Here is a 13,803-nt window from a genome sequence, read left to right on the forward strand (position 1 = left end):
AGCGATTTAAAATTCAACACGGGCCTGTACCATCAGATTGCGGGTTTCACCTTCACGGACGCGCAGGTTGCCGCCGCTTGAACTGTAATAGTGCTGGTTAAACAGGTTATTAATGTTCAGACGCAGCTGCGTTTTTTCACCGAACAGGCGGTTGTTCCATGCCACGAAACTGTCTGCCACCACATAGTCGGGCAGGGTGAAGCTGTTATCGGGATCGCCCGCACGGCTGCCGACATAGCGTGCACCGCCACCGAGCCGGAACGAGCCGGGCAGGCTGCTGATTTGCATCTCATGACTGAGATAGAGCGCACCGGCATGGCGCGGCGCATTCTGCAGACGATTGCCATTGTTATCCGGATTAACCCGGTCATTAACGATCTCTGCCTGATCATAGCTGTAGTTCGCGCTCAAATCCCAGCCGGGTGCAATTTCGCCGTTCAGCTCAAACTCAGCGCCGGTCGATCGGGCTTTATCAATGGCCCGCGTGCTGCCATTAATATTCAGCGACATCGCTTTTTCGTCTATCCGATAGAGGGCGACGGTGGCGAACAGTTTCGGCGAGAGTTGCCATTTACTGCCAACTTCCCAGCTGGTGCCCTGTTCCGGTTTGCCGACATTGCCATCATCATCCACGTCGGTTGACGGCGTAAACGACTTGCTGACGCTGGTGTAGAAAGAGAGGTCAGGTGTGAATTTGTAGATCACCCCCGCCTGCGGCAGAAACTTATTACCCTCATCATTCAGGGTTTCCACCTGCGGATTAAAGCCGCGCGAGGCGCGCTGTTCATAATGCTGATAACGACCGCCCAGCACCACAATCCAGTCGGGTGACAGAGAAATGCTGTCTTTGGCGTAGAGTGACCGGCTATGAATACGGTTCAGGTTATTGGCGGCTGCGCTATTTTCCGTGCTGGCGTCCGTGACCGGTGACAGCAGGTCATATTCAGGCGTGAAATAGTTGAACTGGCGATTGATCTTGCCCTGATACTGATGGGCACGATAAGTCTGGTTCATCTCATAGTCGGTGCCCACCACCAGCGCGTGCTGCATACCCAGAATTTCGGGATTACCCAGCAGATCCCAGCTCAGATATTTGGTTTTGTGGTTAAACCCGCGATTGGCATCGGCGCGACGTGTGACCACGCCGCTGCTGGCGTTCACCGCCGTCACGCGCACTTCATTGTTGTCATAGCGCCGCTGGTTCCAGCCCAGGGTTAACCGGGTGCGCCACTCATCATTAAACTGCCAGTCATAGTGGGCATTCAGGGTTTTGTTATGGCCCCAGGCGTGATTGGCTTTGTCATCCAGCCGATCTTTATAACCGATGTCGATTGGCTTGCCGTCAATGAAGGCCGTGCCGCGATCGTAGGGAATGTCATAGCGGTAGTCGGCATAGCTGATCAGAAAACTTGCCTGCTCGCCATACCATTGCAGAGAGGGTGCCAGCAGTGTGTGCTCTTCACTGCCAAAGTTGCGCCAGTAATCCTGATTCTGCTTTTCGGCGATCAGGCGGAAGGCGAAGCCGTTGCCCAGCGGGCCGGTGACATCCAGGGTGGCCGCACCGCCACCTTCACTGGCGTAACGTCCGCTGACGCTGGAGTGCCAGCTGTATTGCGGCTTTTTGCTGACCACATTGATAATGCCGCCCGGATTCTGAATGCCATACAGCAGCGAGGAGGAGCCTTTCAGCACCTCAACCCGCTCGGTCGTGGCATCGAAATTCAATCCCTGACTGCTGCGAATGCCATCCCGGTAGATAGAGCCATCGGCGTTGCTGCCAAATCCGCGTCGTACAAAGCCATCTTCGGTGCCAGCCAGCGTGTTTGCTTCGGTCACACCGCTGACGAAGCGCATCGCATCCGCCAGTGAGCTTGCCTGGTAATCGTCCAGTTGCTGCTGCGTCACCACGCTGACCGACTGCGCCTCATCAAGCCGCGCGGTCGGCATTTTACTGGCGACGCTACTCTGAGTGGCGCTGTAATTTCCCTCTGAACTGGCATCCGCGGTCACGGTCATATCCGGGGCGCTGTCGGTTGCTGCATTGACCTGTGGCAGCATAATGCTGCTGCAGATCGCCACGACCAGAGCGGGGTGCCGGGCCGGATATCGTGAGTCTTTGTTTTTCATTTTTCTTTTCGTATCTGAAGCAAAGGACCTGACGACTGACAATCTGTCTGTCTTGCAGGTCTACCCTGGAGGTGTTCAGCAATATGCAGCGTTCAAACAGAGGAGATCAGTATCAGGCCTTCAAGGTCATTATGCCGGCCGGACGACAACCTTTCTCATCTGTAATTGAGAATCATTCAAACATCCGCTATTGTAGTAGTAAACATAAATTGAATAGAATTGACTACATTTTTGCCGTATCGTTTATCGCTGCAAAAAGATTGGCTGCAATTTTTAGCCTATTGAAAATAATGAATATATTTTTATATGAAGGTGAGGTTTTTGGTTAAATCCACATCTTCTGCAGGTGAAATATAAAACAGCATGACGTTTTTACTACATCTCCCGGCCCTTAAACTCTCCATTTAGCCAGACCAGAGATGAGCCTTTTCACACGTTAACCCCAGTTGCAGGTGCAGCATGAAACAGAGCAGGCCCGTTAAAAACAGAGTGGATGTGGTGGCAGAACGTCTTCGCGCCCGTGAAAAGCAGCTTTCACCCCGCCTGCTGGCGGTGGCGCGTTATATCGATCAACAGCGGGAAACGGTGCTGGAGAGCACCGCGATGGAGATCGCTGTGGCGAATCACACCTCTGATGCCACTGTAATCCGCGCGATTCAGGCGCTGGGCTTTAGCGGGCTACGCGACCTCAAACAGACACTTAAGGCCTGGTTTGGTCCTTCGCTGACCTCTGAAGATAAGATGATTACCACCGTCAGTGAGGTGACCAGTGATGTGAACAGCGCCATCGACTTTGTGCTGGAGGGCCACCGGCACGCCTGTGAGGTGCTGTCGCAGCAGCAGAATCGGGTGGCGGTAGCGGATAGCGTGGCGCTGCTGGGCGAAGCGCGGCAGGTCGCTATTTTTGGCATCAACGCCTCAGGTATTCTGGCGGACTACAGCGTGCGGCTGCTGAATCGTATCGGTCTGCCCGCCTTTTCCCTTAACCGTGCCGGAATTGCGCTGGCAGAGCAGATGCTGGCGCTACAGCGTGGCGACGTGCTGATCATGATGGCGCAGCAGTCGGCGCATCGGGAAGGGACAACCGTGGTGCGTGAAGCGAAGCGGCTGGATATACCGATAATTCTGCTGACCAACGCCACCGACTCTTTTTTCGCCCGCGAGGCGGATGTCGTAATCAATGTGCCGCGCGGCGGCGAGAAGGGACGCATTCCCCTGCACGGCACGATTATGGTCTGTCTGGAGATGCTGATCCTGTCGGTGGCCTCAACGCTGCCACAGCGTACCGTTAAGACGATGAAACGTTTACAGGATCTTAATCGCGGCCTGAAGCCCGCCAGCAAAAAGTAGCCCGTGTAACGACGCCGTGGTGGGTTCCCGGTATTTCACCTGAACCGGCACGGCTGATCTTTAAGTCAAATTTCTCCGCTTTGCGAGCGCGATCCCGTATTTTCTGCCACCCCTTTCCTCAGCCGTCTACGCTTACAGCTTGCTGCGCCAGCCGGTGCGGTTCTTACTCATACTGACTTTCATTTGATTTGTGCGGAGCTGCTGATGAAACCCCTTCACGCGCAATACCTTTTCTGCTGTGCCACCCTGAGCCTGCTGTCGCCGCTGCCTGCGATGGCCTGGAGCGACCTCACCGTCTTTGGCGATAGCCTGAGTGATGGCGGGAACGTCGGGCGCTTTACCTATGATGGCGCGACCCATCCGCTCTATGACGAGATCGTAGCGCAGTCGCTGGGTGATAACCTGCGCCCTTCATCGCAGGGCGGAAGCAACTATGCCGAAGGTGGCGCAGTTGCGGTACCTGCAATTAATCCCCTGTTTAACACTCAGGATCAGCTTGATAACTACCTTGCGGCGCGAGGCGGACGAGCTGATTCGGACGGTCTCTATATTCACTGGATTGGCGGCAATGATTTAGCGGCGGCGGCTCTTGCCCCTCTCGCTGCCCGGCAGATAGTGGATAACAGCGCCAGTGCAGCGGCCTCACAGGTCAGCCGGTTGCTGGATGCCGGAGCCGGAACGGTGATTGTACCGACGGTACCTAATGTAGGGGCAACGCCCGCCCTGCTGCAGGCGATTCTGCAGGTGCTTGGCCCAGCGGCACAACCTGCCACGGCGGCGCTGTTTCAGTCGCTGAGCACCACCACTACGCCTGACCGTGCCGCAAGAGAGCAGGCGATTGAAACCGCGCTTGGCGAGGCGGCCGGACAAATCTCTTCAATTCCGCTGATCCGGGATGCCATTGCACAGCAGCTGATTGCCGCCTGGCAGTTACTGAGTCAGGAGGCGGCGGCCCTCACCGACCGTTACAACCAGGCTGAAGAGCAGGGGCTGGTGACCGCACGCGGGAACATTGCGCGAGTGGATATCAATGGCCTGTTTAATGAGGTGATCGATAATCCGGGCCTGTATGGACTCACGAATACGGCCGGAATGGCCTGTCCGCCAGGTGTCTCGGCGATGGACTGCACCTCCTCGACGACAGGATTTTCGCAGTCACAGCAGTATCTGTTTGCAGACAGACTGCATCCCAGCCCGGCGGTCCATGCGCTGATCGCCGATTACATTCAGTCGGTGCTGAATGCGCCGCTGCAGGTAGCTGCACTGAGTCAGGCGCCGTCGATGCTGGTGGGCGATGCGCGCAATACGCTGGATGGACATCTGCAGCAGCAGCGTCAGCAGCCCGCCAGTGCTGGCGAGTTTACTGTTTTCGGCGGTTATGCCGGGCAGCAGCGTGATTTCCGCGGCGACAGCCTGCAGGATGGCGATGCGACCAGCGCCAGTGGTACCGTGGGTGTGGGCTATCAGCTGACCGATCACTGGCAGGCCGGTGCCATGCTCTCTACGACCTCGCAACGTCAGGATCCCTCGTCGCGCTTTGATTACCGTTTACGCGGCAATCTGGTGGCACTCTGGAGTCAGTTGAATTATCTCGATCGGGGATGGATTAATGCGGACGCCCATTATGCCGATCTCGACTTTGATGATATTGAGCGTCAGATCAGGCTGGGACCGGCGACCCGCACGGAAAAGGGCAACAGCAATGGTAAGGTGCTGGGAATGCGGCTGCAGACCGGCTGGGATTTGCCGCTGGGTAGCTATGTTTCTACTGGCCCGGTGGCCAGCTATGCGCTCGACTACACCCAGGTCGATGGCTATAAAGAGGAAGGCAACAGCAGCACCTCAATGCGCTTTGGCGACCAGACGCTGCACTCTCAAATCGGCGCAGTGGGCTGGCGTATCGACAGCAAAGATTTGCTGATCAATCCCTGGGCGCAGGTCAGCTACAATCACCAGTTTGGTGACAGCGATTCGGCGGTGACCGCCGGACTGAAATCGACCCGCACCGCCTTTACCCGCAGCAGCGATTCCAGTGATGATAACTGGATCGATATGGCGGTGGGTGCGAGCGTGCCGCTTGGCACCTCGGTGAATGCCTTTGCGGGCGTCTCGGCGGTAACAGGCAACAGCGACATGCATCAGGTGACATGGAACGTCGGGCTTAACGCCCGCTTTTAACGGATCTGCTTTGCGGAGTGAAAAGCCCTGCAGACGTTGTCCGTCGCTATCATAATGATAGCGGCGGGCGACGTTGCAGCAGATCTGAGCGTTCATCACACCCCGGATGCAGTCGGGTATAACTCTCTTCTGTGGCGTACCTTTTTCACGCTTCGATCAAAGACTGCGCCTCCAGTTCGCGGACCCGCGGTATCACTTCGCGGCCAAAGAATTCGACCTCTTCATGAAAGTGCAGAAATGCCAGCAGCAGCAGATCCACACCGGCCTGCTTCAGTTCGATAATACGTTCAGCAATCTGCTGCGGTGTGCCAATCAGATTGGTTTTAAAGCCGTCGTTGTACTGCACCAAATCCTCAAACGACGATTTCGCCCAGTTTCCCTCTCCTTCGGGTGAGGCACTGCCAGCATTTTTGACCTCATGCTGAAAGCCTTTTACCGCATCCGGGTTGGCTTTGCTGATGATCTCATGAAGCACCGCCTGCGCCTGCTGTTCGCTCTCGCGGGCAATCACAAAACCGTTCAGCCCGATTCTGACCTGATGCTGATGACGTCCGGCTTTTTCACGGATATCCGCGACCTGCAGACGGACACCGTCCGGGGTATTACCGTTGGTAAAATACCAGTCTGACACCCTGGCGGCCATGTCGCGCGCCGCGCGTGAACTGCCACCCTGGAAAATTTCCGGGAGCGGTGACAACGGCTTGGGTTTCATCACGTAATCGCGGAAGCGATAAAAATCGCCGGCAAAGCTAAAACTCTCTTCACGCCAGATGCCGCGCAGGCAGCGAATAAACTCTTCTGAACGCAGATAGCGCTCTTCATGATCGAGCCAGGGTTCACCAATTGCCTTGAACTCGCCCCGGAACCAGCCGCTGACAATATTAACGGCGATGCGTGGACCATAAAGATGGCTGATAGTGGCAATCTGCTTTGCCGCCAATACCGGATTCCACGGGCCGGGAAGCAGAGCGGCAATCACTTTTAATTTCGAGGTGTGACTAAGTAAGTCCTGCGAGAATGTGACTGATTCATGCTGATTATCTGCGCCATATCCTGCAGTAAAGCGAATCTGCGTCAGCGCGTAATCAAAACCCGCCTGTTCAGCGATCTGCGCCAGTTTGCGGTTGTATTCGGCATCCCAGCGGGTACGCTGCTCTATCTGACTGATCACCAGTCCGCCCGAGACATTCGGCACCCAGTAGGCGAACTGTAAAGGTTGGTTCAGTGACATGGTTTTCTCCTGGCATATAGCTGGATTAATGGAACAGTTAATTTTTCCAAACTTTCAGATATAAAAGAAAAGACCAAGCAGTAACCATGCCAGAGCGTAATAGATTGATGTTACTGGATTAAAAACCAATGTTGCATAAAGTGGATGTTGCAAATGCAGCAACACGTAAACAGCACGGTTGCCAATGCAGCAGCGCTTCATGACCGCGCGTAACTGCGGCGAGGCCAGGGGCACTGAACCCGGCGGTATTCGCAGATAGCCGCAAAGCGATGTGATAACGTAGCGGTTCTGTTGCAGAGCCGGAGGGCACTATGATTGTCAGACAGGCATCGCCCGAAGAGGCGCACCATTTATGGAACATCAGAAATCTGGCCATCCGTCATGGCTGCCAGCATGCTTATCCACCCGACGTGCTCGCCGCCTGGACGCCAGACCGCATGCCCGCCAGCTTTCCTGCAATGATCCGCATGAATCCCTTCTTCGTGATTGATGGCCCGGACGGCGTGCCGGTTGCTACCGGATCGCTGGACCTTGCCGCCGCCAGCGTGGAAGCCATTTTTACCCTGCCCGGATTTACCGGACAGGGAATGGCTGGGCTGATCATCGACACCATCAAAGCGGAGGCGCTGCAGCGTGGCTACCACCGGTTGACGCTCGCTTCGACGCCGAACGCCGTGGGCTTTTACCAGCAGCATGGCTTCCGGCCGCTGGGCGAAAGTTTCTATCCGTCAAAGCTGGCGGGCAGCGATTTGCGCTGTACTGAGATGGCGATTGATCTGTGAATGCCCGCTGCCGTCAGGCTGGCAAAGCTGAGCAAAAGTTTCCGGTGCAAAGACTTCGCAAGCCCCCGCCGGTAAGGTATAGTCCGCGTTTTTTGGAGGAATCATGCTGACTGACTCATCAACTCGTCTTAATAAATACATCAGCGAGAGCGGCATCTGCTCCCGTCGTGACGCCGATCGTTACATCGAGCAGGGCAACGTTTTCATTAACGGCAAACGCGCCACTGTAGGCGCGCAGGTATTTGCAGGCGATGTGGTGAAGGTCAATGGTCAGCTTATCGAGCCGCGCGATGAAGACGATCTGGTGCTGATTGCCCTGAATAAGCCGGTGGGGATTATCACCACCATGGAAGAGGGCGAGCGCGATAACATCAGCGATTTCGTCAATCACAGCAAGCGCGTCTTCCCGATTGGCCGACTCGACAAAGATTCTCAGGGCCTGATTTTTCTTACCAACCACGGTGATCTGGTCAACAAGATCCTGCGGGCCGGTAACAACCACGAAAAAGAGTATGTCGTTACGGTTGACAAGCCGATCACCGATGAGTTTATTGCCGGAATGAGCGCAGGCGTGCCGATGCTGGGCACGGTGACCAAAAAGTGCAAAGTGAAGAAAGAAGCGCCGTTTGTCTTCCGCATCACGCTGGTCCAGGGGCTGAATCGCCAGATCCGCCGTATGTGTAAGCATTTTGGCTTTGAAGTGACCAAGCTTGAGCGCACCCGCATCATGAACGTCAATCTCAAGGGATTGCCGCTGGGGGAGTGGCGCGATCTCACTGACGACGAACTCGTTGAGCTGTTTAAACTGCTGGAGAACTCCTCTTCAGAAGATAAACCAGCGAAGAAAGCTAAAGCTCCGGCGAAACCGGCCGCCGCTAAAAAACCGCAGAAGAGTGCGTCGAAACCCGCTGAAAAAGCGGATGCTAACGGTGCCTCACGCAAGCGTTTTGTCCAGCCGGGACGTAAGAAGAAAGGGCGCTAATGCTGGCCCGATGCAGAGAGCGACTTTCCTGCTCTCTGCATCTGTATTCAACGGATTATCACGGAATGATCCGGGCCGCCCGGAAGCGGGCAAACAGATCGCAGAACATCTTATCCGTTGCGCGATAACCGTGGAATCCCGCCCGCCGCAGCTTGCTGCCATCGCCAAACAAGTCGTAATCCCAGCCAAAAACAAAATCAGCGAAGACACCATCACTGAGCGCCAGAATATCGGGCTGGAGCAGCGCGTCGGCAGCGGCGATTTCCCGCCACAGCGCACGATAATCCTGAAATAGTTGCCGGAACGACAGCGAAACCGGCGGCGCGATCTCCAGTTCAAACCACGCTGCAATGACCGGCCATAGCTCACTCCAGCGCCAGAGATCGCCATTATTGATATTAAAGGCCTGATTGCGTGCGTCAGAAGTGCGTGCGGCCCAGATCGTCGCGTCGGCCAGCAGAGTGGCATCGGTAAAATCGACCATACTGTGCCAGGTTTCCGGCGAACCGGGAAAGCGTAAGGGCAGCCGCGCCGCGCGACAGATTGAGGCGTACAGCGCCAGGCTCAGCGCCAGGTTCATGCTGTTGCCCGGCCTGTCACTGCCGACCACACCGGGCCGCAGCGCACTCCAGTGCCAGGCTTTACCTTGCTGTTGTGCGCTCAGCCAGTTCAGCTGCGCGACGTTAAACTCAGCACCCGGTACACCAGGATCGCTTTCCCGCGCCGGCGTTTTAAAGCGTCCGAGATGGGCGCCATACACCTTGTATCCCTGCATCAGGCTGACATGCTCAAGTGGTGCGACATCCTCCATGGTCTGAACCAGATTTTGCAGCATGGCAAGATTCGGCCCGACCATGGTTCCCCAGTCAGAAGCGTTCAGCCAGGCGCTGTAAAAGATATGCGTGACGTCGGTGAGTGATGCCAGCCGTTGTTGGCACTGCTGGCTATCGCGCAGATCAACCGCAATCACCTCTGTGCCGCTGACTGCATAGTCTGACCGATGCGTCAGTGCTTTGACCTGCCAGTGGTCTGCTACCAGTGCCTGACTCAGTTGCTGACCGACAATCCCGCTGGCACCCGCCACCAGCGCAACCTTCTTATCCTGCGTCGTTTTCATGATCATTGCCCTGTTAAGTGAGAAGCTGCATTCTCACCTGCGTTTATTTCTGATTAAATCCCCTGAACCGGATGTCACTTATCAGGAAAATCAATAAATGCAGAACAAACTGAATGCGATTCAGACCTTCATCCGGGTTGCTGAAGCGGGATCTTTTTCGGCGGCGGCCCGGCAAAACGGCATGAAGCAGTCGGCGGTAAGCCAGCAGATTGCCGCGCTTGAAGAGGCGCTGGGGGTTGTGTTGCTGCACCGCACCACCCGCAAAATGGCGCTGACGGAGCAGGGTCAGCATTATCTGCAGCAGGTCAGGCAGCTGCTCAGCGCGATGGAAGAGCTGGAGCAGCAACTACGGCCTGAATCGCAGCCTCTGCACGGCAAACTCTATATGCAACTGCCGAGCGGCATCGGGCAGCGGCTTATGCCGCATCTGATTGCATTCCAGCAGGCGCATCCCGCGCTGCGTCTGAATATTGCGCTGGAGGATCGCCTGTCGGATCTCATTGGTGAAGGCGTTGATGTGGCAATCCGCCTCAGCGAATCGCCGCCCGCTACACTGGCTGCCCGTTCACTCACCACGGTTGAAACCGTGCTGGTGGCTTCCCCTGAGTGGATAGCGCGAAACGGCACGCCGCAAACTCCCAGTGACCTGCAGCACCATCCCCACATACGTTTTAGCGGCGTATCGCCCGATGCGCCGCTGCAGCTGGTGTCCGCGACCACGAGGGTGTCTGTGCCGGTGGAAAGTGCTTTTCGCTCTAACAACAGTGATGCATTGATGCAGGCCCTTGAAGCGGGGCTGGGGATCGGTGGGTTACAAACACTTATCGGCGCAGACGCGCTGGCATCCGGCCGACTGGTGCGGGTTTTACCGGACTGGCGGCTTCCCGACCGTTATCTTTATGCTGTTTTCCCCGATGCCCGCTTTATCCCGGATAAAGTGCGGAAGCTGGTCACGTTGTTAACTCAGGAGCTGGTGCGGTTGCAGGGAACAGGGCAGAACTTCAGCGAATAAGGTTGAGAAGAAAAATACATGGATGAGCGCAGGCACAAGAGGCGTGATCAGAGTTATCTATTACTGGATGAACACACAAGGCCAATTCATCCTGTTTAGAGATTTGAGGGCGAATGGAACGAAAACGTACGTTAGTGAATTAACTGCCTGATATATAATAGGCATGAAATTACTCTGTAAATGGTTTTTTTAATCGGGAAATGGTATTTAATAGGCATTGATGTCTACTAGTCGTTTTTTTATACGATTAATTTTCTCTTATCGGACGTTTCCGTACAGTTGGCCTTCGAACCCCATGTCAGGCATGTAATTGCATGATTTAACGTCCTATTTTAGTGATCCTGATCCTAAATCCTGTTCTATTCTGAAACAGAATTCCTTCATGATATTCACTTCGCTGAGCGGATATTATGCCTAATCAAATATAATTACTTCATACATCGGATGGGGATTTTAATCCTAAATCAAACCAGCCTTTTGGCCGTTTTGATTTAGGAGATAACTATTTCTCTCTGACAGGTAGTACTTCCTTTGCGAGCCATTCCACAACCTGGCTTCTGTTCAGCCCATTCGCGATTGCATAGCTATCAATCTTACGAATGACATCAAGTCGTAGCGAAAGGGATACCGGCTTCTTACCTTCCTTATCAAGCTTTACTCCTGAGGATACGCTCCCGGCAAATCCAGCTTGCTCACGTGCGGTCAGAACATCACGCATATGTCTTAACAACTTGGTAGTTAAAGTACCTTTTGAGGCTAACTGGTATTTACTGGTTGCCTTGTTAAATTTGATATCAGCCTGAAATTCTTCTCTGACTTCACGAAGATCACGCGTAAACGTGGGTTCGGAGCAGTCCATCTCCTGAAAAAGCGTGTCCTTACGCACGGGCTTTCCTGTACTCAGTAAGACAATCAGTTTGTATTGTCTCAGCTGTTTAGGACTGATGGTCATAGCACACCATATCTCTGGATAATACGCGCCTCATTAACGTGAGGCTAAAATTACATTTTCAAACTGCTTAGCGATGCCGCAATACTTGGATTGCTCAAGTACGGAGACAGCCCAGTTGCGATGCGTTGCAGGCTCACACATCGCTCCCTGCGATTTAAAAACGGCCTGAGATGAGTTGATAATGCGGAGGGCATCCTCATAATCGTCTTTCTCGACCATTAATCCCTGGTGAATCAAATTCAGGTGCGAAGGGTGAATAGCTGTTTTACCCACCAGACCGTGTGCAACGTCCTGAGTTAACTCCCGCTGCAGTAACTCGATGTTGTCGATTTGCTCGCAGACGGGCGCAGTCAAAGAGAAACCACGAGTGGCGAAAACCGATACCAGCATCTTCACTACATAGCCCATGGGGCCATCGTAAAGTGTCATGTTCTTCGGATGTCGCATAGAAATAACACTCATCAAATCATTGCCACCGATACGCAAAGCGACTATGCGATCACGACAAGCATGGTTTTCAAGCAGAACCGCAAGCTCAGTCATTTCCTGTACGTCATAGACCTCTCGCGTCTCAAGCGTAGGCATGAGCGCGAGAGTCGTCGCTGAAATGATTTCCCACCAGGAGGGTAAATTAGATTTGGTAAACTTTGGCACAACAAAACCATCAATTCCCACCAGATCATAATTTTCGACGAGTTCACGAGCCATCTGAGCATTACGGGGGCGTATAAAGACCAATGGGCGACTATCCGGGCTGTCTTGATTAGCTGTGTGCTTCAGTTCATCCAGTAGTTCACTAAGATTGTACAGGGCCATATCGACCTGTTCTTCACTTACCGCATCTTCCAGGCAAATGACCATTGAGCGAAGCTCTGGGATCTTGCCACGAAGGATGACTTCAGCTAGGTCGGTGCGAGTTGCTGGCATATAGAGTGTTGCGCCAAGCATGAATGGAGATATGTTCTTGCTCATGATCATGCCACCTTTTTGATGATAGTGACGGCCCGATACTGTCCAAGCGCTTCGCCAACTTCTTCAATGTAGATGCCGCGTTGCTCGGCAAGGTACACAAGCAGCTCCACATCTTTTTCGTCTTTACTTTTAACAAGCACGTGATCGGGCACTCTGCGAAGCACAGCGCGGGTCGCTTCAGCGATTCCCGGTTTAATGCGGTTGATATTTGTAATGCCATACTTTGCTGCCAGCTGGTCAATAACCTGCAGGCTGATCTTACGCTGATTGTTATTTTGAGATGAGAAGGGCGCAGCTACTGGCACATCCTCTTCACACAGCTTCTTCCTGATATGGTCAATAGTATCCACCAACATTGTGCTGCATTCGAATTCCTTGAGGTGGCCACACTCCATGCATCCATGAAAGCCTGACTCCGTCCACACTGAACGGGAGACCATTCCCGATACCGGAGCCCCCATGATGCCAAATGGGATCAACCAGTCATCATCAGATGCGGCCAGCCAGGCGCAACCTGCCGGGTCGGCAAGCACAGCAAGACGAGGAATATTAGGGTATCCAGTTCGTCCCTTGAGGCTTTCTACCAGCTGGTTAGTTATCGCACCTTTACCTGTCCAGCCGTCAACAAACACGATCCCGCCTGTTCCATGTTTTGCCTCGATGTAATCTAGGGCTTCTGTATCAATCCCCCTGTCCCGGATGATGCTGATAGCGTAGTGGTGCGATTCCAGACCCATGTCTGTCATTGCTCGCTGAAGCATTACGCCTAATGGCACACCGGCACGAACCAGGCTCACCAGGATAACAGGAGTATTGCCAATATGGCTGACGAGCCCTTTTGCAAGACTGAGTACTTCCTTCGCCATCCGCGCTGCACCCAAATCCAGTGCACGGCCAAACAATTCAAGGTGTGCAGAACTCGGGGCTGGTTCCTGGCTCAGCATGTCGGAATAATGCTTTTGTCCAGACTGAATAAGATGTTCTTTTTCGTCGACTGGCGTCATTTCCATTTGTACCGTCGTTAACAGGAACTGGACGTCAGTTGAGAGGTATGAGCCGTGAAATGGCTTTGGTGCGAGAATAGTCATGTGGATTTATCC

Annotated in this window: 11 protein-coding genes; 5 read left to right on the forward strand and 6 right to left on the reverse strand. The window is 54.1% G+C overall.

All coding sequences use genetic code 11. From position 1 onward, the window contains the following. Positions 1–6: 6 nt before the first annotated feature. The gene (locus ACXKZD_RS21420; protein WP_488982309.1) at positions 7–2,127 is read right to left on the reverse strand and encodes a TonB-dependent siderophore receptor; all 2,121 of its coding nucleotides are present in this window, start codon (positions 2,125–2,127) and stop codon (positions 7–9) included. Between the two features lie 459 nt (positions 2,128–2,586). Here ACXKZD_RS21420 and ACXKZD_RS21425 point away from each other — a divergent pair, with 459 nt between their 5' ends. Together ACXKZD_RS21425 and ACXKZD_RS21430 are read left to right on the forward strand one after the other, a co-directional pair. Further along, positions 2,587–3,477 (forward strand): MurR/RpiR family transcriptional regulator, encoded by an 891-nt coding sequence (locus ACXKZD_RS21425; protein ID WP_033760756.1) that lies wholly within the window; start codon positions 2,587–2,589, stop codon positions 3,475–3,477. A 204-nt stretch (positions 3,478–3,681) separates the two neighbouring features. Further along, positions 3,682–5,655 carry an autotransporter domain-containing esterase gene (locus ACXKZD_RS21430; protein WP_052271326.1) on the forward strand — a complete coding sequence of 658 codons (1,974 nt, stop codon included), beginning with the start codon at positions 3,682–3,684 and terminating at the stop codon, positions 5,653–5,655. Between the two features lie 145 nt (positions 5,656–5,800). Here ACXKZD_RS21430 and sfnG read toward each other — a convergent pair whose 3' ends face one another. Then, the gene (sfnG, locus tag ACXKZD_RS21435; RefSeq protein WP_033760750.1) at positions 5,801–6,886 is read right to left on the reverse strand and encodes a dimethylsulfone monooxygenase SfnG; all 1,086 of its coding nucleotides are present in this window, start codon (positions 6,884–6,886) and stop codon (positions 5,801–5,803) included. A gap of 311 nt (positions 6,887–7,197) precedes the next feature. Here sfnG and ACXKZD_RS21440 point away from each other — a divergent pair, with 311 nt between their 5' ends. Both ACXKZD_RS21440 and rluF read left to right on the forward strand, forming a co-directional pair. Beyond that, complete coding sequence (locus ACXKZD_RS21440) at positions 7,198–7,668, forward strand: GNAT family N-acetyltransferase (RefSeq protein WP_033760746.1); 471 nt, start codon at positions 7,198–7,200, stop codon at positions 7,666–7,668. 103 nt (positions 7,669–7,771) lie between these two features. Further along, positions 7,772–8,650, forward strand: a complete 879-nt coding sequence (gene rluF / locus ACXKZD_RS21445) for a 23S rRNA pseudouridine(2604) synthase RluF (protein WP_022624530.1) — start codon at positions 7,772–7,774, stop codon at positions 8,648–8,650. Positions 8,651–8,708: 58 nt separating this feature from the next. Here rluF and ACXKZD_RS21450 read toward each other — a convergent pair whose 3' ends face one another. Next, positions 8,709–9,767 carry an SDR family oxidoreductase gene (locus ACXKZD_RS21450; RefSeq protein WP_050679279.1) on the reverse strand — a complete coding sequence of 353 codons (1,059 nt, stop codon included), beginning with the start codon at positions 9,765–9,767 and terminating at the stop codon, positions 8,709–8,711. Positions 9,768–9,864: 97 nt separating this feature from the next. On the opposite strand from ACXKZD_RS21450, the gene ACXKZD_RS21455 reads away from it, so the two are divergent. After that, positions 9,865–10,779: a LysR family transcriptional regulator gene (locus ACXKZD_RS21455; protein ID WP_033760743.1), complete on the forward strand. Its 915-nt coding sequence runs from the start codon at positions 9,865–9,867 to the stop codon at positions 10,777–10,779. 502 nt (positions 10,780–11,281) lie between these two features. On the opposite strand, the gene ACXKZD_RS21460 is transcribed toward ACXKZD_RS21455, so the two are convergent. Genes ACXKZD_RS21460 through ACXKZD_RS21470 form a run of 3 tightly spaced genes read right to left on the reverse strand, consistent with a single transcriptional unit; the run spans position 11,282 to position 13,791 of the window. Next, positions 11,282–11,731 carry a hypothetical protein gene (locus tag ACXKZD_RS21460; protein WP_033760741.1) on the reverse strand — a complete coding sequence of 150 codons (450 nt, stop codon included), beginning with the start codon at positions 11,729–11,731 and terminating at the stop codon, positions 11,282–11,284. A 33-nt stretch (positions 11,732–11,764) separates the two neighbouring features. Then, entirely contained in the window at positions 11,765–12,703 is a 939-nt protein-coding gene (locus tag ACXKZD_RS21465; protein ID WP_033760738.1) for an HpcH/HpaI aldolase/citrate lyase family protein, read from the reverse strand. Between the two features lie 2 nt (positions 12,704–12,705). After that, positions 12,706–13,791 (reverse strand): cysteine protease StiP family protein, encoded by a 1,086-nt coding sequence (locus tag ACXKZD_RS21470; protein ID WP_139016402.1) that lies wholly within the window; start codon positions 13,789–13,791, stop codon positions 12,706–12,708. Positions 13,792–13,803: the final 12 nt, after the last annotated feature.

The organism is Pantoea sp. ABR1s, assembly GCF_057812235.1.